General features: G+C 64.5%; 22 protein-coding genes, 2 tRNA genes and 2 pseudogenes. 6 read left to right on the forward strand and 20 right to left on the reverse strand.

Features of this window, described 5'->3' with window-relative positions:
* The 3 genes from AB0L63_RS16905 to AB0L63_RS16915 form a co-directional block, all read right to left on the reverse strand.
* Nucleotides 1-858 (reverse strand): nuclear transport factor 2 family protein (locus AB0L63_RS16905; protein ID WP_364501103.1); only part of this gene is annotated, 858 nt, incomplete at its 3' end.
* A 219-nt stretch (nucleotides 859-1,077) separates the two neighbouring features.
* Nucleotides 1,078-1,845 carry a pirin family protein gene (locus AB0L63_RS16910; protein WP_364501105.1) on the reverse strand — a complete coding sequence of 256 codons (768 nt, stop codon included), beginning with the start codon at nucleotides 1,843-1,845 and terminating at the stop codon, nucleotides 1,078-1,080.
* A 727-nt stretch (nucleotides 1,846-2,572) separates the two neighbouring features.
* A tRNA-Lys gene (locus AB0L63_RS16915) sits at nucleotides 2,573-2,645 on the reverse strand.
* 343 nt (nucleotides 2,646-2,988) lie between these two features.
* On the opposite strand from AB0L63_RS16915, the gene AB0L63_RS16920 reads away from it, so the two are divergent.
* Nucleotides 2,989-4,173 carry an Ig-like domain-containing protein gene (locus tag AB0L63_RS16920; protein WP_364501108.1) on the forward strand — a complete coding sequence of 395 codons (1,185 nt, stop codon included), beginning with the start codon at nucleotides 2,989-2,991 and terminating at the stop codon, nucleotides 4,171-4,173.
* Between the two features lie 9 nt (nucleotides 4,174-4,182).
* Here the strand turns inward: AB0L63_RS16920 and AB0L63_RS16925 are convergent, their stop codons facing one another.
* The 9 genes and pseudogenes from AB0L63_RS16925 to AB0L63_RS16965 form a co-directional block, all read right to left on the reverse strand.
* Nucleotides 4,183-4,461, reverse strand: a complete 279-nt coding sequence (locus AB0L63_RS16925; RefSeq protein WP_364501111.1) for a hypothetical protein — start codon at nucleotides 4,459-4,461, stop codon at nucleotides 4,183-4,185.
* 215 nt (nucleotides 4,462-4,676) lie between these two features.
* On the reverse strand, nucleotides 4,677-5,624 hold the full coding sequence (locus tag AB0L63_RS16930) for an ornithine cyclodeaminase family protein (protein ID WP_364501114.1): 948 nt from the start codon (nucleotides 5,622-5,624) through the stop codon (nucleotides 4,677-4,679).
* Nucleotides 5,621-6,664, reverse strand: a complete 1,044-nt coding sequence (locus AB0L63_RS16935; protein ID WP_364501117.1) for a proline racemase family protein — start codon at nucleotides 6,662-6,664, stop codon at nucleotides 5,621-5,623. The genes AB0L63_RS16930 and AB0L63_RS16935 overlap by 4 nt, the downstream gene beginning before the upstream one ends.
* Before the next feature lie 86 nt (nucleotides 6,665-6,750).
* Nucleotides 6,751-7,464 (reverse strand): ABC transporter ATP-binding protein, encoded by a 714-nt coding sequence (locus AB0L63_RS16940; RefSeq protein ID WP_364501120.1) that lies wholly within the window; start codon nucleotides 7,462-7,464, stop codon nucleotides 6,751-6,753.
* Nucleotides 7,461-8,303, reverse strand: coding sequence for an ABC transporter ATP-binding protein (locus AB0L63_RS16945; RefSeq protein WP_364501123.1), 843 nt, complete (start codon nucleotides 8,301-8,303; stop codon nucleotides 7,461-7,463). Before AB0L63_RS16945 ends, AB0L63_RS16940 begins: the two co-directional genes overlap by 4 nt.
* A complete protein-coding gene (locus AB0L63_RS16950; protein WP_364501125.1) occupies nucleotides 8,300-9,412 on the reverse strand; it encodes a branched-chain amino acid ABC transporter permease in 1,113 nt (370 codons plus the stop codon). Before AB0L63_RS16950 ends, AB0L63_RS16945 begins: the two co-directional genes overlap by 4 nt.
* The gene (locus tag AB0L63_RS16955; RefSeq protein ID WP_364501128.1) at nucleotides 9,412-10,311 is read right to left on the reverse strand and encodes a branched-chain amino acid ABC transporter permease; all 900 of its coding nucleotides are present in this window, start codon (nucleotides 10,309-10,311) and stop codon (nucleotides 9,412-9,414) included. The genes AB0L63_RS16950 and AB0L63_RS16955 overlap by 1 nt, the downstream gene beginning before the upstream one ends.
* 112 nt (nucleotides 10,312-10,423) lie before the next feature.
* Nucleotides 10,424-11,584, reverse strand: coding sequence for a branched-chain amino acid ABC transporter substrate-binding protein (locus AB0L63_RS16960; RefSeq protein ID WP_364501131.1), 1,161 nt, complete (start codon nucleotides 11,582-11,584; stop codon nucleotides 10,424-10,426).
* 223 nt (nucleotides 11,585-11,807) lie between these two features.
* Nucleotides 11,808-11,879 (reverse strand): annotated as a pseudogene (locus AB0L63_RS16965) (proline racemase family protein); the annotation flags it as partial.
* 271 nt (nucleotides 11,880-12,150) lie between these two features.
* On the opposite strand from AB0L63_RS16965, the gene AB0L63_RS16970 reads away from it, so the two are divergent.
* Nucleotides 12,151-12,843 (forward strand): GntR family transcriptional regulator, encoded by a 693-nt coding sequence (locus tag AB0L63_RS16970; RefSeq protein ID WP_364501133.1) that lies wholly within the window; start codon nucleotides 12,151-12,153, stop codon nucleotides 12,841-12,843.
* A gap of 55 nt (nucleotides 12,844-12,898) precedes the next feature.
* Here the strand turns inward: AB0L63_RS16970 and AB0L63_RS16975 are convergent, their stop codons facing one another.
* From AB0L63_RS16975 to orn, 3 genes are all read right to left on the reverse strand, one after another.
* Entirely contained in the window at nucleotides 12,899-13,615 is a 717-nt protein-coding gene (locus AB0L63_RS16975) for a GntR family transcriptional regulator (RefSeq protein WP_364501137.1), read from the reverse strand.
* A gap of 426 nt (nucleotides 13,616-14,041) precedes the next feature.
* Nucleotides 14,042-14,114 (reverse strand) — tRNA-His (locus tag AB0L63_RS16980).
* 55 nt (nucleotides 14,115-14,169) lie between these two features.
* Entirely contained in the window at nucleotides 14,170-14,811 is a 642-nt protein-coding gene (orn, locus tag AB0L63_RS16985) for an oligoribonuclease (RefSeq protein ID WP_364501139.1), read from the reverse strand.
* A 276-nt stretch (nucleotides 14,812-15,087) separates the two neighbouring features.
* Here orn and AB0L63_RS16990 point away from each other — a divergent pair, with 276 nt between their 5' ends.
* Nucleotides 15,088-16,902: a helicase HerA-like domain-containing protein gene (locus AB0L63_RS16990; protein ID WP_364501847.1), complete on the forward strand. Its 1,815-nt coding sequence runs from the start codon at nucleotides 15,088-15,090 to the stop codon at nucleotides 16,900-16,902.
* 118 nt (nucleotides 16,903-17,020) lie between these two features.
* Here the strand turns inward: AB0L63_RS16990 and lysA are convergent, their stop codons facing one another.
* From lysA to AB0L63_RS17010, 4 genes are all read right to left on the reverse strand, one after another.
* Nucleotides 17,021-18,364 carry a diaminopimelate decarboxylase gene (gene lysA, locus AB0L63_RS16995; RefSeq protein WP_364501142.1) on the reverse strand — a complete coding sequence of 448 codons (1,344 nt, stop codon included), beginning with the start codon at nucleotides 18,362-18,364 and terminating at the stop codon, nucleotides 17,021-17,023.
* 168 nt (nucleotides 18,365-18,532) lie between these two features.
* Entirely contained in the window at nucleotides 18,533-19,336 is an 804-nt protein-coding gene (gene cmrA, locus AB0L63_RS17000; RefSeq protein WP_364501145.1) for a mycolate reductase, read from the reverse strand.
* Between the two features lie 279 nt (nucleotides 19,337-19,615).
* On the reverse strand, nucleotides 19,616-21,646 hold the full coding sequence (locus AB0L63_RS17005) for an NADPH-dependent 2,4-dienoyl-CoA reductase (protein ID WP_364501148.1): 2,031 nt from the start codon (nucleotides 21,644-21,646) through the stop codon (nucleotides 19,616-19,618).
* Nucleotides 21,643-22,260, reverse strand: coding sequence for a PadR family transcriptional regulator (locus AB0L63_RS17010; protein ID WP_364501154.1), 618 nt, complete (start codon nucleotides 22,258-22,260; stop codon nucleotides 21,643-21,645). The genes AB0L63_RS17005 and AB0L63_RS17010 overlap by 4 nt, the downstream gene beginning before the upstream one ends.
* A gap of 105 nt (nucleotides 22,261-22,365) precedes the next feature.
* On the opposite strand from AB0L63_RS17010, the gene AB0L63_RS17015 reads away from it, so the two are divergent.
* From AB0L63_RS17015 to AB0L63_RS17025, 3 genes and pseudogenes are all read left to right on the forward strand, one after another.
* The gene (locus AB0L63_RS17015; RefSeq protein ID WP_364501157.1) at nucleotides 22,366-23,766 is read left to right on the forward strand and encodes an MFS transporter; all 1,401 of its coding nucleotides are present in this window, start codon (nucleotides 22,366-22,368) and stop codon (nucleotides 23,764-23,766) included.
* Between the two features lie 37 nt (nucleotides 23,767-23,803).
* Nucleotides 23,804-24,421: pseudogene (locus AB0L63_RS17020) on the forward strand (acyl-CoA desaturase); the annotation flags it as partial.
* A 42-nt stretch (nucleotides 24,422-24,463) separates the two neighbouring features.
* The gene (locus tag AB0L63_RS17025; RefSeq protein WP_364501160.1) at nucleotides 24,464-24,727 is read left to right on the forward strand and encodes a hypothetical protein; all 264 of its coding nucleotides are present in this window, start codon (nucleotides 24,464-24,466) and stop codon (nucleotides 24,725-24,727) included.
* A 23-nt stretch (nucleotides 24,728-24,750) separates the two neighbouring features.
* Here AB0L63_RS17025 and AB0L63_RS17030 read toward each other — a convergent pair whose 3' ends face one another.
* The gene (locus AB0L63_RS17030; RefSeq protein WP_364501162.1) at nucleotides 24,751-25,287 is read right to left on the reverse strand and encodes a DUF4254 domain-containing protein; all 537 of its coding nucleotides are present in this window, start codon (nucleotides 25,285-25,287) and stop codon (nucleotides 24,751-24,753) included.
* Nucleotides 25,288-25,589: the final 302 nt, after the last annotated feature.

A 25,589-nucleotide genomic window follows, 5' to 3' on the forward strand; every position in this document is an offset into this window, starting at 1 on the left:
GACCCCCGGCAGTAGCAGGGGCAGCACCAGCGGTAGGTAGCCCACGGTGATGACCATCAGCACGACCATCAACGCCACCGCGAATGCGAGATCTCCCTTGGCGATCTGAGCCAGCTTGGGCAAGAAGGGCGCACCGGCTGCGGCGCCGAGCAGCAGCAGACCCACGCCGAAGGGTTCATCGAGGTGCAGGATCTTGGCCAGCAGCACCGCCGCGGCGGGCATCAGTACGAAATTGGCCAGGAGCGACATCGCCACCAAGCGCAGATTGCGTAGCGGGGCGGTGATCTCGCTGATCGTGAGCCCCAGGCCCATCGCTACCATGCTCGACACCACGAAGATCAGGGTGGCGATCGGGACGGCGTCTTGCAGTATTGCCATCATGGCACTGACCTCGCTTCCGTCGGGCCGATCGGGTGCTACCCGCCCGCGATCTCGACGTGCGGCGACCGCTACAGCGACGAGGACGGATACCACCTGCGACCAAACTATCTCGGCGCATATCGCGCCCGCCTCAACGCCAATTTGGCCAGCTACGATCAACTCGACGGCAAAACCGATTGGCCGCCGGTGCTCGACAATCTTGCCGTCGGCGATGCGGAACAGGTCCCAGCAGGCGAGCGGCTCGCCGAGCTGGCCTTCGGACGGCACGAGCACGAGGTTGCCGTCCGCGACGACGCGGTGGATGGTCCGGTAGACCAGGTTCTTGCCCTGTTCGGCCCAGGCCGCGGCGGTGGTGCCGCAGCCGTCCAGACCGTCGGCGGTATCGGGATTGTGTTGGCGGTAGGTGTGAGTGCAGATGTAATCGGTCAGCACCGAGCAATCGGCACCGCGCAGAACCCGCTCCGCGAACTCGGTCATCAGCCTGCGATTGGCCCAGCGGCCATTCGTTCGACCTCACTGTTGATCAGCGCGGTGTGTGCAGGCCGGGTCCGGTGGGTTCGGCGCGCTGGCCCGGTGAGGCGGAGGTAGGTCTACCGGAGCCGCCGTCGCAGCGGCTGCGTCGGCCGATGAATCTGTCGTCGCAGGCTCCGATGGTGTCGTGGAACGGTCCCTTTGACGGCGGATGGGCACCGAGGGTCAGAACTGGACGCTGGCGTGCATTTCCCAGACCAGGATCTCGGCGGGCTCGCTCGCGGTGACCTGCTGGCCGCCGGTAGCGGTGAAGCGCACCGCGTCGCCGGTGTGCAGCGGGCCGGCACCCTCCAGTGTCACCGCGCCGCGGGCCACGAACAGGTGCAGGAACGGCGCGTCCGGCAGGTGCACCGACTGTCCTGGGGCGAGCCGCGCGGCGTACAGGGCCGCGTGCGAGTTTCGGATCCGGATTGCGGCATGGCCGTCATGTTTGCGCATACCCGAGGCGACCGGCAGCAGACCACCGGACAGCAGTTCCGCCTCGATCTCCAGCTGCTCGTAACCGGGGGTGATACCGGGCTCGTCGGGCACCACCCACATCTGCACGAAGTGCACCGGGTCCTGGTGGACGTCGCCGCGCAGCCGCCACGAGTCGTTCTTCTCCGAGTGCAGGATGCCGGTGCCGGCGCTCATGCGCTGGGCCAGGCCGGGGTAGATCACGCCGTTGTGGCCGGTGGAGTCCTGGTGGACCAGCGAGCCCTCCAGCACCCACGTGACGATCTCCATGTCGCGGTGTGGATGGGTGTCGAATCCCGTACCGGGATCGACGATGTCGTCGTTGTTGACCAGCAGCAGCCCATGATGAGTGTTGGCCTGGTCGAAATGGTGGCCGAAGGAGAACGAGTGCTTGGAATCCAGCCAGCCGAAGTTGGACTTGAACCGGTCCTCGGCGCGGCGGATGTCGACGGTGGGAGTCGAGTCGATGGTGCTCATGAGGTGCCTTCCTCCAAGATCGGTGCCGGCCTGATCGCCGACTCGCAATTTGGTTTCCATGGAAACTAACCCGCGTCGGAGCGGAACTATTTCCGCAGCGATCGCGTCGCATCCGGTTGTCGTGGCAACTTGTTAGCTGCCATGTCCACCAAATCGGTGAGGCTTCGCGCCAGCTCGGGTACCGGTTCCGACCGAATCGCTACTGATGCCTCAGGTCACCTCGTGCGGACATCGGCCTGCTGGATACTCTGACCAAGATCGGGTTGGCGCTGGTGACCTGGTGCGCGGGCGGATGTGTCAGGTGAAGGTGCTTCGTGAGGTGGGTGGCAGCCGCTCGAGGTTGAGGACAAGGTTCCGCTCGTGTTTCCCGGCCGGGGTGGGGTGCTGCGCGATCGGCACAACTTCAACCGGACATGGCGGACGCACGAGGCGCTCTGTACAAAAATGTGACTCAGTACATATTCCGGCAGACGGTCGAAACGCTGATCGCTGCGGCATCGGATTCGAACACGGCCGCGAAGCAGTTGGGCATTCTCGTGAGGGCATCAGTGAGCGGCATTACATCGTCTCGCCTGAGCAGACACCGGACTCATTGGCCGTGCTGAAGCTGGGGCTAGGCACAGCCAGCTGAGGAACCTTGATGGTGACTTTTTGGTGTTCTTTCGGTGACGGTCCTGTAGAGCAAATAGGCTCGACCGTAAATTCGGGCCTGACCTGCTAATTTAAGTGCGCCATCAGGGACTCGAACCCCGAACCCGCTGATTAAGAGTCAGCTGCTCTGCCAATTGAGCTAATGGCGCGTATCTTGCTGTGCTCCGCATTGCGGTGCGGGACAAACATTAACAGGCCGAGTACCCAGAAGTGAAATCGGTTTCTGACCGGGGGCGACGGGGGCGCGATGGGTGCTGACACCCAGCGGGGTGCGGTTGATCTAACCGGTGGAACTCGCCTGTGGCGGAGTGCTTTCCATTGAGATGGACTTGTTGAGATGGTGGCAGAATGTCTGGAGCGTGGTCCGAACCGAACTCCGTCGGCGTTGCGGGAGGAGCGTGGTCGGGTTGGATCCGAAGCCGTCGGTGCCCTGGTGCATCGGGACTTGAAACGGGGTTGGTTATGAGCGTTGGTCAGGGTCGACATCGGTCGATGAGAAAGATCACAGGACCGGTAATCGTATGCGCGGTGGTGGCGCTGGCCTTGACAGCGTGTTCGTCGTCCAACGCCAGCGACACCGCTACAGTCGCGATCGACCGCAATCCGGTCACCGAACTGATGAAGCCCAAGCTGTTGTCCCCGGTCAAGGATGGTGGCATGGGGGTTTCGCCGGGCGTGCCGCTGACCTTCAAAGTCGACGACGGCAAGTTCACCGCCGTCAGATTGACCAACCCGAAGGGCGTTCCGGTCGCAGGCAAGCTGGCCGCGGACGGGCGGAGTTGGGAGACCACCGAGGTACTCGGCTACGGCAAGACCTACAAACTCGAGGCCGACGCGATCGGTCTCGGCGGTGCGAACACCACCATGTTGAGCTTCACGACCAGTTCCCCGGACAGCCAGACCAAGCCGTTTCTGCTGCCGGGCGAGGGGGAAGTGGTCGGTATCGGTCAGCCGGTGGCCGTGCAGTTCGACGAGAACATCCCGGACCGCAAGGCCGCGCAGAACGCGATCAAAATCACTACCGAGCCGCCGGTCGAGGGCGCCTTCTATTGGGTGAACAATCGTGAGGTCCGGTGGCGGCCGGAGCATTTCTGGGCGCCGGGTACCAAGGTCACCATCGATGTGGATGTCTACGGCCGTGATCTCGGCAAGGGGCTGTTCGGACAGGACAATATCCACTCCTTCTTCACCATCGGCGATCCGACGATCTTCACGGCGGATGACAGCACCAAGCAGGTGACGGTGGAGATGAACGGTCAGATTGTGCGGACCATGCCCACCTCGATGGGTAAGGACAGCACCCCGACCGATAACGGCATCTACATCGTCGGCGACCGCTTCGACCGCATCATCATGGATTCCTCGACCTACGGCGTCGCGGTGAGTTCGCCGAACGGCTACAAGACGCCGGTCGACTACGCGACCCGACTTTCCTACTCCGGCATCTTCTTTCACTCCGCGCCATGGTCGGTCGGTGCGCAGGGTTACTCGAATACCAGCCACGGCTGCCTGAATCTGAGCCCGGCGAACGCGCTGTGGGTCTTGCAGAACGCCAAGCGTGGCGACATCACCATCGTCAAGAACACTGTGGGCGGCACGCTTTCGGGCGTGGACGGACTCGGTGACTGGAACATTCCGTGGCCGGAGTGGAAGGCGGGCAACGCCGACAACCGTTAGGGAATCGTCCTACGCGCAACTGAGGGTCGCACCGACGGCGCTCCCGAGTGCGGCGCACAGCAGCGGCCCGCCGAACAGCAGATTCTCGAAGCCGGACATTGCGGCACCGGCCGAGCCGGTGCCCGAAGAGCCGGTGGTGGTGACACCGCCGGCCGATCCGGTGGTGATCGAGCTCGAACCCGTGCTGGATCCGGTGCCGGGTTCGACCACGATATCCGCGGTCGCGGTACCGGTGGCTCCGGTGAGCAGAGTTGCGCCGACGAAAGCTGCGATTGCCGCGGAACGCATCACGAACTTGGTGTCTTTCTGATCAGTCGGGGTAGCGTCCTGCTGACACTGCCCCTGCTGTCTGCAGTCTATGGAGTGAAACGTAGATATGTCAGATAATTGGCAGAGTCCGTGAGGGCCTGGCATGTGGGACTTCGACATGTGTGAAATCGACTGCCGTACAAACGAAATAGGCCCAGGAAGTCCGACTGTGTCGGGAGCCTCCTCGGCCGGCGTCACGCTCTCGCACACCACCGTTCGTATGCCGCGACGGCGACGACCAGATCTTCCCACGCCATTCCGGTTGTCTTGACGACGGTCGGACGGCCGTTGGCAATCGTCCGGCCGTTCCTTTGCCCCGGGACACCGAACAGGTCGGCCAGGGAAACCAGTGAACTCGGGTCGAGCAGGCCTTCCGCCGCCGCGAGTACGACGTCTCCGGCCTCGCGAAGTGCGACGTCTCGGCTCTCGACGACGACCGTCGCGCGTCCCAGAAGCGCGCCGTCGAGCTCGCGCGCCGCCGGCTCATGGGAACCGACGGCAATGACGACCGCGCCGTCGCGCACGAGGTGTCCATCGAAAACCGGCTCGCGGGCAGAAGTTGCCGTGACGACCACGTCCGCGACCCGAACGTAGTCGGCGAGCGCTGCGTCATCCGCCGCGAGGTGCCGGTCGGCCCACGCCGGGACCAGACCGCCACGACGCGTCACGACACTGACATCGACAACAGGTGCGTGCGCTCGTATCGTGCGCACGTGCCCTTCGCCCTGCGGGCCCGCGCCGAAGACGACGAGCCGGAGCCCATCACCGGACTCGTCCGCGAGTGCACCGAGCAGGTCGAGGCAGGCCGCGACCGAGACTGCTGGCGTGCGCAGGGTCGTCAGCGCCACGCCGTCGAGTGTCGCAACCGGACACAACGTCTCGGCGTCGTGGAGGAGGTAGGTGGCGTTGATCCGTTCCAAGCCGAGTGCGGGGTTGTCCGGGGCGACCGTCGCGACCTTTACTCCGAACCATTGACCTGCCTCCGACGGCATGATCAACGCCTGGCCTTTGCTCAGTGGGATAACGGCGCGGGGCACGTCGTCATCCGGGTCGAGCCCGGCGCGGAGCGCGTCCCGTAGCGCCGCTACCGCGGCGACAGGACCGAGTGCGAAGATGTCGTCGGAGTCGAGAAATACGCTCATCGCAGCACGAATCCCGGAACTAGCGAATCGCGCGGGTCGACGGTGAACCGGCTTGTCCCGACCTGGTAGGCGGTGCCCGTCATCGCCGGAATGACCGCCGGGTTTCCGTGTGCCGTTACCTGCTCCGCGATCCATGCCCGGAACACCGAGCCCACGATGGACTCGTGCCGGAGCTCATCACCCGGACGCAGCTCTCCGCGGCCGGCGAGGAGCGCGACCCGGGCCGACGTCCCTGATCCGCACGGAGACCGATCGACCTCGCCATCGGCGAACACGGTGATGTTGCGCTGGTGCAGTCGTCGACTTCCGTCGGCGCGCCGCTCCGGAGGGTGGACCTCCTCGGTGAGAATGGTCCCGTAGATCCCGGACAGGCGGGCATCGGTCGGGTGTTCGGCGGCGCCGGCCGCATTGAGCGCATTGCGGATCTCCCGGCCGATCTCGATGAGCTGGGTGATGTCCTCCGGCCGGACCCGCAGACCAACCGTCTGCGCCGGCAGCACGGCATACATGGCGCCGCCGAATGCGATGTCGACCGTGACGGTCCCCCGTGACGTCGCAACCTCGACGCCGCCGTCGAGGACATAGCTGGCGATGTTCGTGAACGTCACGTCCTCGACCGCACCTCCGACGGTGCGAACACTCGCTGTGACGCGCCCGGACGGAACGTCGATGACCACATCCGTTACGCCGTCGGCGGGTGCCTGCACTCGACCTGATTCCACTGCCCATGCGCCGAGTGCGATCGTGCCGTGCCCGCATGCTGTCGAAAAACCGTCTTTGTGCCAGAAAAGCACCCCCAAGTGGGCACCGGAGTCGTCCGGTGGGACGAGGAAACCGCCGTACATGTCGGCGTGACCACGTGGCTCGCTGCACAGCAGCGCCCGGACCCACTGCACTTCGTCGCTTTCCATCGCGAGGACCCGGCGTTCGGCGACGGTGAGCCCGCCGCCAGCCACGGCCATTCGACAGTCCGGCACTATCCGGAACGGTTCACCGCCGGTGTGCCAGTCGATCGTCTCGATCGGCGTCATGCTCGTCATCGGCGTCATGCTCCTTGTCATCCCCGTCATGCTTCTTGTCATCGCCGTCATGCTTCTTGTCATCGCCGTCATCCCTGTCATCGCCGTCATGCTCCGAGGTATGCCTCGACGACCTGCGGGTCGGCACGTAGTTCGTCGGCCGACCCGGTTACCGTCACCCGGCCGGAGTCGAGAACGTAGCCGCGGTGAGCTACTTTCAGCGCAGCCCGTGCGTTCTGTTCGATGAGCAGCACCGCCGTTCCCGCTTGGTTGATCGAGACGATGGCCTCCATGACCTGGGACACGACCAACGGCGCGAGACCCATGGACGGTTCGTCCAACATGATCAGCCGGGGTCCGGCGATCATTGCCCGCCCGATCGCGAGCATCTGTTGCTCGCCGCCGGAGAGGGTGCCGCCCTGCTGGTTGCGGCGTTCGGCCATCCGCGGGAACAGGTCGTATACCTGGTCGATCCGTTTGCCGATCACTGCGCTGTCTCGCACGGTGTAGCCGCCGAGCTGGAGGTTCTCGTGCACGGTCAACCGCGAGAAGATCCGCCGACCTTCCGGCACCTGCAGGATCCCGCGCTCGACGATCGACCACGGCGTCGCCGCGGTGATGTCGTCGCTGTATGCCGTGATGGACCCGGCCCGGGACCGGACCACGCCGGAGATCGTCGATACCGTCGTCGACTTGCCGGCGCCGTTGTTGCCGAGGAGGGCGACGATCTCGTTTTCTCCGACGGTGAGATCGAGACCCCGCAGGGCCTCCACCTTGCCGTAGGCGACCTCGAGCCCCGTGATGTCGAGGACTGTGCTCACTGCCGCACCTCCAGCTCCGGGTCACCCGGAGTCGCTTCGGCCGCGATCCGTTCCGCCTCCGCGTGCGCGTCCTCGTCTTCGGCACCGAGGTATGCCTCGATGACGGCCGGGTTTGACCGGATCTGGGCCGGCGTGCCGTCGGCGATCTCCTTGCCGTAGCTGAGCACGACGATCCGCTCGGATACGTTCATGACCAGACCCATGTCGTGCTCGATCAGGACCACCGCGATTCCGAGACCGGCGATGCGTTGCATGAGGTCGAGCAACCGCTTCTTCTCTCCGTGGTTCAGTCCGGCGGCAGGCTCATCCAGCAGGAGCATCCGGGGCTCACGGGCCAGAGCCCGGGCGATCTCGACCCGCCGCTGCTCGCCGTACGGGAGGTTGCGGATCTGTATGGTGCGGTCGTACTGCATCCCCACGAAGTCGAGCCACTTTTCCGCTTCGTCGGTAGCCGCGTCCTCGGAGCGCCGGTAGCGCGGTGTGTGCAGTATCGCGTCCAGGAAGTTCTGCCTGATGCGTACGTGCATCCCGGCCCGCACGTTGTCGAGGACCGACATGTCGCCGAAGAGCCGGAGGTTCTGGAATGTCCGCGCAATGCCGCTCGCGGCGATGACGGCAGGCCGCTTTCCGGTGATGTCGGTGCCCGCGAATGTCACGGAGCCCGCCGACGGCTTGTAGAAGCCGGTAATGCAATTGAAGGCGCTCGTCTTGCCGGCGCCGTTCGGCCCGATGACCGCCAGCACCTCACCCTCACGGACTGAGAAGGTCAGGCCGTCGACGGCGCGGACACCGCCGAAGGACACGGCCATGTCCTTGACATCGAGGAGGACTGTGCTCACGAGGCACCTCCCAAGTTGGTGGTCGATGCTTGCCGCTTGCGCCGCTTCGGTTCCCCGATGTGTGCCGGCAGCAGTCCTTGGGGGCGGAAGATCATGATGACGATCAGCAGCAGGCCGAATATGAGGTAGCGCCAGTTCTGCGCATCGCGCAGCAGCTCGGGCAACAGCGAGATCGCCAGAGCCCCGACGACGACACCCGGGGTGGACCCCATACCGCCCAAGACGACGGCCATCAAAATGAGTGCCGACCACAGGAAATTGAAGCTCGGCGGTGAGATCGCCGTCTGGTGGGCGGCGAAGAGCACACCCGCGATGCCGCCGAAGATCGCACCCGCAATGTATGCCGTGAACTTCACCTTGTAGGTATGGATGCCCATCGCCTCGGCGGCGTCCTCATCCTCACGGACGAAGCGCCACGCCCGGCCGAGCCTGCCACGCCCGAGCCGGCTCGAAAACAGCACGGCCAGACAAACGATGACGGCGGTGACCCAGTAGACCGCGACGTCGGACCGTAGTCCGAAGTTGCCCAGGTCGGGGATGCCATACAAGCCGTTCGGTCCGCCGGTGAAATCGAGATTGTTCGCGGTGATGCGGATGATCTCTCCGAAGCCGAGAGTGACGATCGCCAGGTAGTCGCTGCGGAGCCGAAGTGTCGGCCCGCCGATGATGAGTCCACCGGCGACCGCGGCAGCCACGACCACAGGAATGGTCGCGATCATCGGCCACCCGTATTTCGTCGACAGGACACCCGAGGTGTATGCGCCGATCGCGAAGAACGCGGCATACCCGAGGTCGAGGAGTCCGCAGAAGCCGACCACGATGTTCAGCCCGACCGCGAGCATCACGAAAATGAGCGCGTCCGTGGCGATTTGAATCACATAGGTGCTCGAGTCGAGATACGGCAGCACCAGCGCGAGGAGGGCTACGACGGCGCCGAGCCATTTGCTCGCGAGGACACCCGACAGCGCGCGCGACAGTTGCGCGCCGCCCGGCTTCGGACTCCCTACGCCCCTCCCAGCGAGCGCGACATTCGCAGGTGCACGTTCCTCGACGGCCCGAACGTATGCCGAGCCATCCTCGTCTGCCCGCAAGGCCGACTTGTCGTTCATCACACACGCTCCGTGACACGCTCGCCGAGCAGCCCTGTCGGGCGCACGGTCAGGAAGAGGATGAGAAAGCCGAACGCGAAGACATCACGCCATTGACTGCCGAGGAACGCGACACCGAACGACTCGAGCAGACCGAGCACCATCGCGCCGAGCACGGCTCCACGCAGGTTCCCGATGCCACCGATGACCGCCGCGGTGAACGCCTTGAGCCCGATGACGAAGCCCATCAGGAAGTCGATCTTCCCGTAGTACACGCCGGCCATGACTCCCGCCGCGCCCGCCAGCGCGGACCCGAGGAAGAAGGTCCGGGAGATGACGCGATCGACGTTGACCCCCATGAGCAGACATGCCTTCGGGTCCAGCGCGATCGCCCGCATTGCGCGGCCCGATCGGGTCTTCCGGACCAGGGTGTCGAGCGCGACCATGAGCGCGACGGCGATCGCCATCATCGCGAGCTGCGCGTACGTGATCCGCGCTCCGGCGATGTCCAATGCACCGCCGCTCACACCGATCGGATACACCTCCGGGTTCGGGCCGTACGCCACCGCGATGCCGTATTCCAGCGCGAAACTCGCACCCACTGCTGTGATGAGGACCGACAGCCGCGGTGCGCTCCGCAAGGGGCGGTAGGCGACCCGCTCGAGGATGACACCGAACGTTCCGGTCCCGATCATCGCGACGAGCATGATGACGACGAGAGCCAGGAAACCGCCGCCGAGCGCGCCGGCGCCGACGCTCAGCGTGGTGAAACCGGCGAATGCGCCGAGCATGTAGATGTCGCCGTGGGCAAAGTTCAGCAGCTTGATGATCCCGTAGACCATCGAGTAGCCCAGGGCGACCAGGGCGTAGAACGACCCGACGAACAGGCCGTCGAGCACGAGTTGAGGGAGATTATCCATGCGTTTTCCCAGCATGTGAGAGAAATCAGGGCGGGAGAGAAGTGTTGAAAGTGTTGCGTAACAATCGAAATGCCGGGTGGCTGGCCGAGGCAGGGCGGCCACCCGGCGCCTCTCACTTGTTGAGGGCGAAATCGTCACCCCGCACGACCAGGATGTCGAATCCACCCTCGGTCAGCGTGTGCTCGGGCGTGAACTGCAACGGGCCGGAAAAAAGTTTGAACCCGTTGATCTGCATGAGCGCCTTCGTAACGGCTTGACCGTCCGTGGAGCCAGCGAGCCTGACCGCTTCCGCGGCAACCCGTACGGCGTCGTAAGACTGGGTGGAGTATGGGCCGGGCGCGGAGCCGAACTTGTCCTGGTACTTCTTGACCCAGGCCTGACCATCCGGGACGGTCTGCGGTGTCTCGGTCATCGTCGCGAACACGCCCTGCGCATTCTGCTGACCGGCGATCTGGACCAGCTTCTCGTCGACCGTTCCATCCGCGACCATGATCTTGCCCTGATAGCCGGCGGCCTTGAGCTGCTTGATGATCAGACCACCCTCTTGGTAATAGCCGGTCCAGTAGACGAAGTCCGCATGGGAACTCATCACGGCGTTGACAGCGCCGGAATAGTTCGATTCTCCGGCGGTGACCGACTGGTGGGTGACGACGTTGACACCGAGCGACTGCAGATCCTGCCCAGCGCGCTTGGCGATGTCGGTCGAATATGACGTGTTGTCATCAAGCAGGGCGACAGCCGTGCTGCCCTGCGACTTGATGAACTTCGATGCGGCCTCCGCCTGTTGGACGCCGGTGCCGTTGATCATGAAAACGTTGGGCAGCTTCTGCGCGACGAGGTCCGCGGAGTTCGCCGCCGGGATGATCATCGGGATGTTCGCCTTGTTGAAGATGCTCAGCGTCGGCAGGGTCGCGGAGGAGCAGTAGCCACCGACAGAGATGTCGATGTGGTCACTGACGAGCTTCGCGGCACCGGCAGCGGCCGTCCTCGGGTCGCATCCCTCGTCCGAGACGGTGAGCGCGAGCTTGCGGCCGCCGACCCCGCCCTGCGCGTTGATCTCGTCGACCGCGAGCTGGGCACCGTTCTGCATATTCGGACCGATTGCCGCCGAACTGCCGGTCAACGGCGTGAGCATGCCGAGGTTGATCGTGCCGGTGGTTCCGGAGCCGTTGCTTCCGGAACCTCCTTGGGTGAGGTTGTTGCCGCACGCGGCGAGGCTGAGCCCGATCACCATGGCGGCCGCCATCACGGCGCCGCGACGAATGAGGGTCATTGGGTCACTCCATCTTGCGTGGCCCGCCGATGGACGGACCATCCAGTTAGCCGAGGCCGAGCCGCGACTGAATAAACACTTGCATCACATGTGATATGTGACATTTCACATACCATAGCGCCTGCGGCGGATATTTTGTGAGTTTTCTCCTTTTAACGACACGTAACTTCTGCGGTCCACACCAGGCGGCGCACTAGAAAGCTCAGAGGGTGGAACCCGATGGTTAGGGGTCGGATGGATCGAGCATGTACTGCGCGGTTCCGGTGATCCACGCGCGACCGGTGATCGACGGACTCCGGGTCGCTGATGCTCCTTGCACGACAACCGTCGCGGTCATCCGACTCCTCCAATCCGGTGTCGTGTCACAGCGCGTCGCACGCATCATGCGGTACTGTGACATGCACCACTGGTGACAGTATTGCAATTTCACATTGCAATGGCAATAGGTTCGCCGTAGGTTGATCGCCATCGAACCGGCCGAGCGGTAACACCTGGAGAATGTGCTATTACAAAATGACACCGGACGAAGCTCGGCTTCTCTCACAACCAGGAACCGGGGTGGGCATATGGCACCAGTTGAGCAGCTGGCACTCAAATCCGTCCGCTCTCGAACCACCTTGAGAGGGCAGGTCTCCGAGGCCCTGCGCTCGGCACTGATCACCGGCGAGATGAAGCCCGGAGTGGTCTATCCAGCCCCACTGCTGGCCGCTCAGCTCGGAGTGTCGGCGACTCCTGTGCGCGAAGCCATGCTCGAGCTGGTTCGCGAAGGGCTGGTCGAAGTTGTCCGGAACACCGGCTTCCGCGTCACCGAGATGAGCGACGCCGAACTCGACGATCTCGTGGAGCTACGCCTGCTGATCGAGGCGCCGATCATGGGTGCGGTGGCAGAGTTCTGCGAGGGTGATACTGCGCGTCGCGTCGCAGAACTTCGCCCACTCGCTCGTCAACTCGTCGAGGCGGCCGAAGCTGTCGACCTGCGTGGCTACACCCAACTCGACACCGAATTCCACATCCGCTTCCTGGCGTTGCACGGCAACCCGAGGATCGTCGAAGAAGTTCGCGGACTGCGCAGTCGCAGCCGCCTCTACGGCCTCGAATCACTGGCCGCGGAAGGCAACCTGGTGGCGACGACTATCGAACATGAGCAAATGATCGATCTTGCCCTGGCCCGAGATCGTGCTGGCATGGTGGACTTGGTCCGCACACATATCGGCCACGTCCGGCGCGAGTGGGCCTCGCATCGCCCAACCACCGGCTAAGTGGAGCAGTTCCGGCACGACGAAGCGGAATCGTGGCCGGGTGAAGGCCCAGTTCTCACTGGTCCGCGTCACGCCCGGGGTCGGCCGGGTCGGATGGTTTGTCGGCCCAGATTCCGCGGACGTGGCCGATGTGGCGGCGCATGAGCTGCTCGGCACCCTGGGCGTCGTATCTGTCGATGAGGTCGAGCAGCTCGGTGTGCTCATGGGCGGAGGCAACGAGCTGGCCGCGGTCGGCCAGGCTCTTGAGCCCATAGATTCGGGAGCGGGCGCGCAACGATCGCACCGTCTCGACCAATTGCGGGTTGCCCGCCAAACTCAGCAGTTTGGTGTGGAATTCCATATCCATGGTGATATGGGTGATGAGGTCGTGCGCGGCGGCGGCGTTCTCGATGCCCTCGGCGAGCGGACGAAGTTCGGCAATGCGCTCGGGGTCGACGCCGGACTCGACGATGCGGCGCACCGTCGGAACTTCGATCAGCATGCGGAGCTCGGTCAGGTGGTCCAGTTCTTCCTCGGACGGTTCAGTGACCCGGAATCCCTTGTTACGGACCGCCTCGACGAGTCCTTCCTTGGCGAGGTCGATCATCGCTTCGCGGACCGGGGTGGCCGATACGCTGAATTGTTCGGCCAGGGCCGGGGCCGAGTAGACCACTCGGGGGCGCAGCTCCCCGGAGATGACAGCGCCGCGTAGGGTCTCGATGATCTCCTCGCGGATGTTGGGACGGCGCTGGAAGGCCACAAGTGCCGGTGTGGCCGTGTCGCTCACGGACATCGGTTCCTCCTCGAATACATGTGTCTCGGGGAGATCGTCGAGGGTCCCCGTGCGGTTGCCCAACCGAACCTGCCGCACAGCGTGGCTTCGACCGCAACGGCTCATGTGCAATATTACATGGCATTGTGGACGAGATATCGACCTCGCCCTGCTCGGGCGGATTGGTCCGCGCTGCGAACGCGGGCCCTGCGGCGTCGGCGTCCCCACCGACCGGAGTTGCACCTCCCGAACCCCGATCGGGCCGGTACATCAACCGCGCGAAAGATCGCGGTCAAGGCCGCACCTCGGCCGCGATGGCTCGCATACCCCCGTTCAAGTGAGCTGACATCCCCACGTACGAACCAACTCACCGAACTGCCTGACCTGCGAAAATGCGAAAGGCGCGGAACTAAATCCCTTGGATTTAGTCCGCGCCTATCGCATTTGGGTGAGTGACGGGACTCGAACCCGCGACAGCCAGGATCACAACCTGGTGCTCTACCAACTGAACTACACTCACCATCGCCGGTGAATCACCAGCGCGGTCGATATTAGCGTGTGAACCCCTCGAGTCCCTAATCGGTTTCTGACGTCGCGTTTTGCTCGCCCGCATCGGTGCCACCGCTCAGTTCGTTCGCGACGGCGGCGATCTCCGTGGTCGACGGGCCAGGCGCGGCGACGAAGGCTGTGCGCCGGTAGTACTCCAGCTCGCGGATGGATTCCTTGATATCGGCCAAGGCGCGGTGGGTCAGGCCCTTCTCCGGCTGGCCGAAGTAGATGCGCGGATACCAGCGGCGGCACAGTTCCTTGATGGAACTCACATCGATCATCCGGTAGTGCAGATGTGCGTCGAGTGCGGGCATATCGCGGGCGATGAAGCCGCGGTCGGTTGCGATGGAATTGCCGGCCAGTGGCACCGTGCCCGCGGTCGGGGCGTATTCGCGGATGTAGTCGAGTACCTGCTGCTCGGCGTCGGCGAGGGTGACCGTGGAGCGGCGCACTTCTTCGGTCAGGCCCGAACGTGCGTGCATATCGGCGACCACCTGCGGCATGGCGGCCAAGGCTGCGTCGTCGGCGTGGATGACGATATCCACGCCGTCACCGAGAACATTGAGGTCGCTATCGGTCACGAGCGCGGCCACCTCGATCAGCTTGTCGCTGTCGAGGCGCAGGCCGGTCATCTCACAATCCATCCACACCACGTATTTGTCGGACACCTCGGCAACATTAGCCGTATTTATCGGCGATGCCTTCGGCGTACCTGTTCGCGGCAGCTGCTCGCTCTCACTTCGCTCGAAACCGGAGCTTGTGCCGGTGCTGTTTGCGCAGGAGTGCATGTCACCACTGGGTTGAGCCGACTCAGTGGGAGCAGCGGTTATAGAGTTTGCGGGAGGTCGGCGGATGCGTTTTCGGCATGACAGCTAACAGTGGGGAAGCAGTCAGGGGCAGACCAGACGGAGGACGCCATGAACGCAGGATCGCGAAGCGATTCGATGGGGGGTGGTGGTCGGGAGCCGGGCGGGCCAACCCCTCAGGAGAAGGCGGCCGCGGCACGGAAAGCGGCCGAGGAGGCGGCGCGCGTGGCCGCCGAAGCTGCCGCCGCGGCCGAGGCCGCCGAACGCGAGTTGGCCGAGCAGGAGGCGGCCGCCGCGACAGCGGATCCGAATGCGGCGAAAGCGGTGGCACAGGCCGCTGCCGCGCAATCCAGGGCCGCCGTGACGGCGCAGACCGCGGCCGCCAGCGCTGCCGCGGCGGAATCCGCGCAATTGACGGCGAAGACCGCGGAACAGTCGGTGGCGCAGGAGATCGCGGCCGGGTACGCGTGCGACGGTGCGGCGCTGGAATTGGGCACCGTTGTCGTGGACGGCGTCGTGGATCCGACTGCGCGCGTGCGGATTCCGATGCGCACCATGAACCGGCACGGGCTTGTCGCCGGTGCGACGGGTACCGGTAAGACGAAAACGTTGCAGGGCATTGCCGAACAGCTGTCGCGGGCCGGGGTTCCGGTGGTACTCGCCGATATCAAGGGTGACCTGTCGGGGCTCGCGCAGCCTGGGCAGACGAATGACAAGCTCAGCGCCAGGGCGGCCGAGACCGGTGCGCCCGGCTGGGCGCCGGCCGGCTATCCGACCGAATTCGTCTCGCTCGGCACCGGCGGAGTCGGCCTGCCGATCCGTGCGACCATCACCGCATTCGGCCCGGTGTTGCTCAGTAAAGTGTTGGGACTCAACGAAACTCAGGAGTCCACGCTCGGGCTGATTTTCCACTGGGCGGACAGGGCGGGGCTCGGTCTGCTGGATCTGAAGGATCTGCGCGCGGTCATCACCCACCTCACCAGCCCAGAGGGCAAGGAGGATCTCCATGGCATCGGTGGGGTTTCGGCGGCGACCGCTGGGGTGATCCTGCGCGCGCTGGTGAATCTCGAGGCCGACGGTGGTGACACCTTCTTCGGTGAGCCCGAACTGGATCCGGCCGATCTGCTGCGCACCGCGGGCGGTCAGGGCGTGATCACGCTGTTCGAACTCGGCGCACAGGCGGCGCGGCCGGTGATGTTCTCGACCTTCCTGATGTGGGTGCTCGCCGATCTGTACCAGACGCTGCCCGAGGTCGGCGATGTCGAAAAGCCCAAGCTGGTCTTCATTTTCGACGAGGCGCACCTGCTATTCGCGGATGCCTCGAAGGCATTCCTGGAGCAGGTGGAGCAGACGGTCAAGCTGATCCGATCCAAGGGCGTCGGCGTCTTCTTCTGCACTCAGCTGCCCACCGATATCCCGAATTCGGTACTCTCCCAACTCGGTGCGCGCATTCAGCATGCGCTGCGTGCCTTCACCCCCGACGATCAAAAGGCGCTGTCCAAGACCGTACGCACCTACCCGAAGACCGGTGTCTATGACCTGGAGCAAGCGCTGACCTCGTTGGGTACCGGTGAGGCGATCGTGACAGTGCTTTCCGAGCAGGGCGCGCCGACTCCCGTGGCGTGGACCAGGATGCAGCCGCCACGCTCCCTGATGGACACCATCGGCGCGGCGCAGATCAAGTCGCGGGCGCTGTCCAGCGCGCTGGCCGCGAAGTACGGCCAGACCATCGATCGTGAGTCCGCCTATGAGATCTTGGCCGCGAAAGTCGCCGCGGCCCAACAGGAAGCGGAGGCGCCCCCGGCGCCAGGGCGTTCCAAGGCCGCCCCCGAAGCGGAATCCGCCGCCGAGCGCATTATGAAGAATCCGGCGGTGAAGAGCTTCCTGCGTTCGGCCGCGACCGCAGCAGGTCGGGAGATCAGCCGCAGCATTTTCGGCACCCGCAAGCGCTGAGTGTGCGTGGAAAACCTGGACCGCCGACGGTGCGGTCGGCGGTCGGTTGTTTGCGAATAGTCGGTGCCCGATATATCAGCCCTGCCGCCGGACAAGTCGATGACCGGCGGCGCGCCTGTCAGTTGCCGATATCGCGGGCGAGTAGATCGTCGGTGGTTTCGCGGCGGATCAGTTGGCGGGCACGCCCGTCGCGTACCGCGATGACCGGTGGTCGACCGACGCTGTTGTAGGACGAGGCGAGACTGTGGTGGTAGGCGCCGGTGCACGGCACCGCGAGCACCTCGCCGGGGCGCAGGTCGGCCGGGAGTCGGACATCGGTGGCCAGCACATCGCCCGCCTCGCAGTAGCGACCCGCCACCGTCGCGGTCATCTCCGGACCACAGGGATGCCGATTGGCAACGACCACTTCGTATTTCGCGCCGTACAGTGCGACGCGGGCGTTATCGCCCATACCGCCGTCGACGGTGACGTAAGTCCGGCCGCCGTCGATGTGCTTGATCGAGAGCACCCGGTACAACGTCACCCCAGCGCGCGCAACGATGGCGCGACCCGGTTCCAAGGCGATATTCGGGCGCGGGAAGTGGTGGCGGGCGCAGGCCGCGTCCAAGGCGTCATCGATGATGTCGGCGAGTTCAGTCAGATTCATCTCGGCGTCGCCGCTGCGGTAGGCAACCGCATGTCCGCCGCCGAGGTCGAGATCGGTGAGGATGCGGCCGTGATCCGCACGGACCCTCGCCATTTCGCCGATCACCCGGCGTACCGCCTCACCGTAATGGTCCGGATCGTAGATCTGCGAACCGAGGTGGCAGTGGAAGCCGATCAGTTCGAGGTTCGGCTGGCGCATAATGCGTTGGACCGCCTCGGTGGCCGGATCGCTGCCGATCGGAAAACCGAATTTCTGGTCCAGCACACCGGTTTTCACGGCCGGATGCCCGTGCACATCGATGCCGGGGGACAGTCGCAGCAGGACTTGTTGCGGTCGAGTGGCCACTGCCGATAGCAGGGTGATCTCGGTCAGCGAATCGACCACGATCCGGCCGACCCCGCTGTGCACGGCAACCGCGAGCTCGTCGAAGGATTTTCCATTGCCGTGCAATACGATTCGCTTCGGATCGACACCGGCCGCCATGGCGATGGCGAGTTCGCCCGCCGAGCATACGTCGATCGAAAGTCCTTCCTGGGTAACCCATTCCGCGACCGCGCGGATCATCAGCGCCTTGCCCGCGTAGATGATCTCGGCCTCCGGGAAGGCCTTCTTGTAGGCCCGGCAGCGGGTGCGGACCTCATGCTCGTCGAGCACATAGGTGGCGGTGCCGTGCTGGTCGGCAATATCGGCCAAGGCGACCCCACCGAGGGTGATTCTGCCGTCGCCGTCATAGTGGGTATCCTGCGGCCAGACGGCGGAGTCGAGCCGCGAAGGGCTTCCCGATCGTAGCGAGGGGAAGATTTCGAGCAGCGTCACGTGATTCTCCTGGGTGCGCCCCCGCTTTCTCGGGCATGCGGGGCCGATATCAGGACTACGCCGGTACCTATTGATCATGGGTGATGCTGACGGTTCCTTGACGCACCGCCAATGTTTCCTGACGGGTTGCTGATCAGCACTGTGCCGCGGCCCGCACCCCGCTGTTTCTCAGCCGCCGAGCTTCTTGTAGAACGCACCGGCGACCGGGGCGGTGAGGGCGCGGGGGCCGTATTGGCCTGCGACGCTCATGCCCTTGCTGATCAGGCCGGGGACCACGCGCATCTTGTTCCGGGCAAGGGCATCGATGGAGATCTTGGCCGTGTACTCGGAGGTGACCCACATGAAGTCGGGCACCATGCGGTCGACGATGGAGGCATCGGCCGGATCGGGGTTTTCGGTGCGGACCGGGCCCGGGGCGAGCAGGGTGACGTGCACGCCGGAGCCCTTCAATTCGCCACGCAGCGATTCGGAGAAGGTATTTGCGAAGGCCTTGCTCGCCGCATAGGTCGCATTGTTCGGAATCGGCATATTGCCCGCCGCCGAACCGCTGATCAGGATGCCGCCGCTACCCCTTGCGATCATGCCGGGCAGCACGGCCAACGTGAGGTCGTGCACGGCGACGGCATTGAGCTCCATCTGGGCTCGCTCGTAGGCCGGATCCAATTCGGCGACCGCACCGAAGGTCGCGATACCGGCGTTATTGCACAGGATCGAAATATCGCGCGCCGCCAACTCCTTGACCAGCGCCCCCCGCGCCGTCCGATCGGCCAGATCGACCGCCCGCACCTCCGCGGCGATCCCATGCGCCAACGTCAACCGCTGCGCAAGTTCGGTCAACACCTCACCGCGCCGCGCGACCAGAATCAACGAATACCCGCGAACAGCAAGCTCAGCGGCGAGCGCGGTGCCGATGCCGGACGAGGCGCCGGTAACGACCGCGCGATTTTCGGAGGTAGGGGAGGGCAGACTCACGAGAGGAGCCTAGGGGATCCGAATGCGAGGCGTCGGCACCACCCATGCCTGCCCCGATTCGACGGGATCACCTCGCGGATCTCTGCGTCAGTCGAGAATGCCTTGGTGGCGGGGTGTTCTCGCGTGGCCTGCACCACTGCATGGTGGTCGAGGGGCCGGCATCGCACCGCAGGGTGCGGCGGAGTGCGCCGTCTGCCCGTGCTGCGCACGGAATCGCGGGCGTGAAAATGTGCGCGGTGGACGGGGACCTCCAGGGCAACGGCACGGTGGGTGGCGCCGCTACAAGCGCGCCGCGAGTCGCGTGCCCTGGTCGATCGCGCGCTTGGCGTCGAGTTCGGCGGCGAGGTCGGCGCCGCCGATCAGGTGGATATTGGCACCGGCGGCGCGCAGCGGCTCTTCGAGTTCGCGTACGGATTCCTGGCCCGCGCAGATGATGACATTGTCGACCGGGATCAGTTGGGGGCGTTGGCGTTTCTCGCCGAAGCTGATGTGCAGGCCGTTGTCGTCGATGCGTTCGTAGTTGACGCCGCCGACGTGCTCGACGCCTTTCGCCTTCAGCGCGGCGCGGTGCACCCAGCCGGAGGTCTTGCCGAGATCCTTGCCGAACGGAGTCGACTTGCGTTGCAGCAAAACGACTTCGCGGGCGGCGGGGGCGGGCCTTGGCTCGGTGAGCTGGCCGCGGGTCTGCTCGTCGGCCGAGTCGACGCCCCACTCTTGCTTCCACTCGTCGAGCTCGAGGGTGGGATGTCCGTCGACGGTCAGGAATTCGCTCACGTCGTAGCCGATGCCGCCCGCGCCGATGACGGCGACGCGCTTGCCGACCGTCTGCTCCTCACGCACGAGTTCGGCATAGGACAGCACCATCGGGTGGTCGATGCCAGGAATATTCGGAATGCGCGGGCGCACACCGGTGGCCAGCACGATCTCGTCGTAGCGCGCGTCGAGCAACTCCGCCGCGGTGACCCGCTTGTTCAGATGCAGAATCACGCCCGTGACCTCCAGCATCCTGGTGTAGTAGCGGATCGACTCGTTGAACTCCTCTTTGCCCGGAATACGGCGGGCGATATCGAACTGCCCGCCGACCTTGTCGTCGGCCTCGAAAAGGTCTACGCGGTGCCCACGTTCGGCGAGATGCACCGCCGCTGACAGCCCGGCCGGACCCGCGCCGACCACCGCTACGCGCTTGGTGCGCCGTGTCGGCAGCAGCTTCAGGTGGGTTTCATGGCCCGCGCGCGGATTCAACAGGCATGAGACCGTCTTGTGCTGGAAGGCGTGGTCCAGGCACGCCTGATTGCACGCGATGCAGGTATTGATCTCGTCGACCCGGTTAACCCGCGCCTTGTTCACCCATTCCGGATCGGCGAGGAACGGCCGCGCCAGCGAAACCAGTTGCGCATCACCGCGCGTGAGGATCTCCTCGGCGATCTCGGGCATATTGATCCGGTTGGACGCGCAGACCGGAATGTTCACCTGCGCGGTGATCTTCGCGGTGAATTCGACGAATGCCGCCCGCGGCACCGAGGTGACGATGGTCGGCACCCGCGCCTCGTGCCAGCCGATATCGGTATTCAGAATGCTGGCGCCTGCGGTCTCGAGTTCCCTTGCCAGCGTGACGATTTCGTCGAACGTCTGCCCCTGCTCGACCAACTCGGCCATGGACAAACGGAATACGATGATGAAGTCCGGACCGACTGCCGCGCGGGTGCGGCGCACGATCTCCACCGCTAGGCGGCGGCGGTTCTCCGGGGAGCCGCCCCATTTGTCGGTGCGTTTATTCGTGCGCGGCGCGAGGAACTGGTTGATGAAATAGCCTTCACCGCCCATGATTTCGCAACCGTCGTAGCCCGCGAACTGGGCCAGCTTCGCGCAGCGCACATAGTCATCGATGGTCTGCTCGACCCCGCGCGCGGAGAGCTTGCGCGGCCGGAACGGATTGATCGGAGCCTTGATCGAGGATGCCGAAACACTGCTCGGCATATAGGAATAACGGCCGGCGTGCAGGATCTGGATGGCGATCTTGCCGCCTTCTTCGTGTACGGCCTTGGTGATCACCCGGTGCCGGTAGGCCTCGGACTTATTGGTGAGCTTCGCGCCGAACGGCAGCAGCCAGCCGGTGCGATTCGGCGCGTAGCCGCCGGTGATGATCAGACCCACTCCGCCGCGGGCCCGTTCGGCGAAGTAGGCGGCGAGCCGGTTGGTATCCCAGGCGCGATCCTCCAGCCCGGTATGCATCGACCCCATGATCACGCGGTTGCGCAGCGTGGTGAAGCCGAGATCGAGAGGCTCGAAAAGATGGGGAAACGAACTCATCGCTGAGTCTCACCTTTCTTCGGGTCCGCATGCGAGGCTGTTGCACGAGGTAGCAGGGCTTGCAGTACTTCGTCGCACCATTCGACGAATCCGGACTCCACGCGGATGCCCGCGCGCAGCACGAGGTACTGATGCAATGGGGTACCGGAGAGCTGATCCGGTGCCGGGCTCTGTCCATCGGGGGGCGACCCCCCGAATCCCCCGAAATCGCGTTTCTCGATGAGCCGAAACAACTCGAGGCGCTGATTGTGCTGCTCGCGATGCCGGGCGACCTCATTGCAGAGCGCGCCGATATCGCCGTGTGCAGCGGCGCGGATCTTCACGCCGAGCTCATTGCGCGGCATCGAGGTATCGGTCGGAGTGGCGATCCAGCGCGCCAGTTCGACGCGGCCCGCCTCGTTCACCGAGTAGACCTTCTTATCCGGCCTGCCCTCCTGGGCGACCGTCTCACTGCTGAGCCAGCCGGATTCCTCCATGCGCTTGAGCACGCGATAGATCTGCTGGTGGGTGGCGCGCCAGAAGAACCCGATGGATTTGTCGAAGCGGCGCGCCAGCTCATACCCCGAACCGGCGCGCTCGGTCAGCGATACCAGCAGCGCATGTTCGAGTGCCATGACGCCAGGCTATAGTTACACTCAGTACTATGCAACTGAGTGCATATCGAGGGCCGTATCGGGAGTTGGCCCGCCTGCCGACGGAATCCGCACTAGGCTGCGCCCATGAGCGCCACATCGCGCAGCGATTTCGATGAGGGTGGTGGCCGAGTGACAGGTGGGGCGGAGGTTGACGCACGGGCGACTGTCGGGCAGGCCGCCGGGCGCGCGCAAGTCGTGGCATGGGGGTTGTGGGACTGGGGGGCCTCGGCATTCAATGCCGTGATCCTGACCTTCGTCTTCTCGGTGTACCTCACGAATAAGGTCGGCGACGATCTGCCGGGCGGTGTATCGCCGAGTGCGTGGCTCGGCTGGGCCCTCGGCATCGCGGGTTTCGTGGTCGCACTCACCGCGCCGATCAGCGGTCAGCGCTACGACGCGAGTGCGAAACGTAAACGCTCACTCGGCGTGTTGACCGCGCTGACCATCCTGACGATGGCGCTGATGTTCTTCGTCCACGACGACTATCACTACTTCTGGCTCGGCCTCGTCCTGCTCGGCTTCGGCTCCGCATTCTTCGAACTGGCAGGCGTGCCCTACAATGCCATGCTGCGTCAGGTCTCCACCCCTACCGATGTCGGTCGGGTCTCCGGATTCGGTTGGGCCATGGGCTATTTCGGCGGCATCTTCATCCTGCTGATCAGCTACTTCGGCTTCATCTCCGGCCACGGTGATAACCGCGGCCTACTCGGCGTCCCCATTGATGACGGTACGAATATCCGATTGGTCGTGATGCTGGCCGCCGTCTGGTTCGCAGCCTTCGCCCTGCCGGTGCTCTTCGCTGTACCCGAATTACCGCATACCGATGCCGATCCCGGCGCGGCGAAGGCTGGATTCTTCGGCTCGTACCAGGTGCTGTGGCGGGATCTGCGCGAGTTGTGGGCCGTGGATCGACGCACCGTCGGCTTCCTGGTCGCCGCCGCGATCTTCCGCGATGGTCTGGCCGGCGTATTCACCTTCGGCGCGATCCTGGCCGTGCGGGTCTACGGTATCGCCGACTCCGATGTATTGCTGTTCGGCATTGCCGCGAATGTCGTTGCGGCACTTGGTGCGCTCACCGCGGGCCGATTCGACGATCGTCTCGGTCCGAAGATCGTGATCGTGACATCGCTGGTCGCCATGGTGATATGTGGCATCGCGCTGTTGATCGTGTCCGGTCCGGTCATGTTCTGGGTCTTCGGCCTACTGCTCACCATCTTCGTCGGCCCGGCCCAGTCCGCCGCCCGTTCGTTCCTCGCCCGGCTGGCCCCACCCGGCCGCGAGGGGCAGATGTTCGGCCTCTACACGACCACGGGCCGCGCCGTATCCTTCCTCGCTCCAGCACTTTTCGGTTTCTTCGTCTGGGCCTTCGACGCGGACCGCGCGGGCATTGTCGGCATTCTGGTGGTCCTGACCGTTGGTGTCGCTGCCCTGCTGCCCGTCCGTAGCCCGGACGGCATACCCCAGTCGGGGACATTCGCGCCGTAGACTGACCGGCGATATTCGTCGTGTGGGTCATCGCCGAGGTGTGATGGGCCATGACCTGGAAGTGGAGAACATCCTCCGGGGCAACAAGAGCTGGTCGGAGATCAAGCGATTGCTGAAAGGCCAGTGGCGCAAGGCCGGTCGGCAGGTGCTCAAGGACTACGTCGTCTTCCCGGCACTGACCGGCTCGCTGTTCATCAGCACACTCGCCGGAAACGTCGCCGCGAATCTGGTGCGCAACCTCTGGGCCTTCTCCATCATCTTCTGCGGCCACTTCCCCACGGGCGTACAGACGTTCACCAAGGAGGAGACCGCCGAGGAGACCCGCGGTGAATGGTATGTCCGGCAGATGCTCGGCTCGGCCAATATCACCGGCGGCAATCTGTTCCACATCATGTCCGGCAATTTGTCGCACCAGATCGAGCACCATCTGTTCCCGGATCTGCCCGCGAACCGTTATCCGCAGATCGCCCCGGAGGTCCGGGCGCTGTGCGAAAAGTATGGGATGCCCTACAACACCGGTTCGCTCGGTAAGCAAGTCGGATCGGTCCGGCTGAAGATTTTCAAACTGGCACTGCCGCCGTTCTTGGTCGGGAAAGAGTCCACGTCCGGTGTTATCGTGATGCGACAACGGAACACAACCGAAGTGGGCGGGTGAATGATCGGGAAATTCGAAAGTAACAAGGATCTAATTCAAGAATTGACTTCCTCTGGTGCGCGGCATGTCGGAAATATTGCGAACATCATCACCGGCACCGTCGCGGAGGTCACTCGGGAGATCGGTGAGTGGATCACCGACGCCATCGAGATGAACGAGGCCGCGGCCGCCGCGCGCAAAGATGCCGCGGCGCAGCGCGCCAACGAGCTCGTCGACGATGAGGCCGATGTGTTCTATGACGCGGAAGTCGAGCCGAGCACCTCGTTTGTCGACGCGGAAGTGGTCGAGCCCCACAACGATCGATAGGGGGCTGGAGAACCCCCGGGTGATCACCATAACGGCAGCCTGCGCCGGTGCTCGATCACATCGGTGATCAGGTCCTTGTACCCGTCGGCCAGTTCGGCCAACCGGCTCCACTGCAGCTGGGCGTCATCGTCCAACTGCAGTGGATGCGGCGGCTCGATCGATGCCGATATACCCAATGCATGGTGTGCCGCAACCCATTTCGCCGCCATTCGATCGATGACGGCGCCCAGGGTCTCGGTGTGCAACGAGGCGCCGGTGCGGTGCTGCACATTGTCGGCGACCCAATTGTCGATGTGGCCGACCAGTTCGGTGCGGTATGCGTCGACGTCGTCGACGAGTTGCAGGCACTGCGCGACGCATCCGCTCGACACGTCCGGCGCATGCGCCGCCCGCAGGGCATCGCGCCTGCGTTCGTGGCATTCGACCAGTTCGCGTCCTGAGTCCAGGACACGGTGCCGGTGTCGATTCGGATCGTGGGGTTCGCGAAATGCGCGCAGTAGTGCCGATGGCGATGGCAGCTCGTCGGCTCCGATACGACCCGTTGCGTATTCGGTAGGCATGATGCACGCCCCTGCGGTGACGATGAGTGTATTTGGATGCGCCAGGGCCGAGGAGGATTTCAGCGAGGGGCACCCCTCGGCTCCGGCGCAGCCCCGCACCCGGATCGCCGCCCACACAGCCATCAGCACGGCAAAGAAACCGGGAAATCCGCGACGATGCGATGAGGAAGACGGCCCGAGAAAATCGGGACCTTTTCAGGAAAGCGCGATAGTCGAATCGGCGCAATAGTATGGTGTAAAAGCAGATGAGCTGCCGGGAAATCGTTATGATCCGTTACGGATCGGTCACATAACTGCCGAAT

The organism is Nocardia sp. NPDC051990 (assembly GCF_040680755.1).
In the GTDB taxonomy this organism is placed as follows: Bacteria; Actinomycetota; Actinomycetes; order Mycobacteriales; family Mycobacteriaceae; genus Nocardia.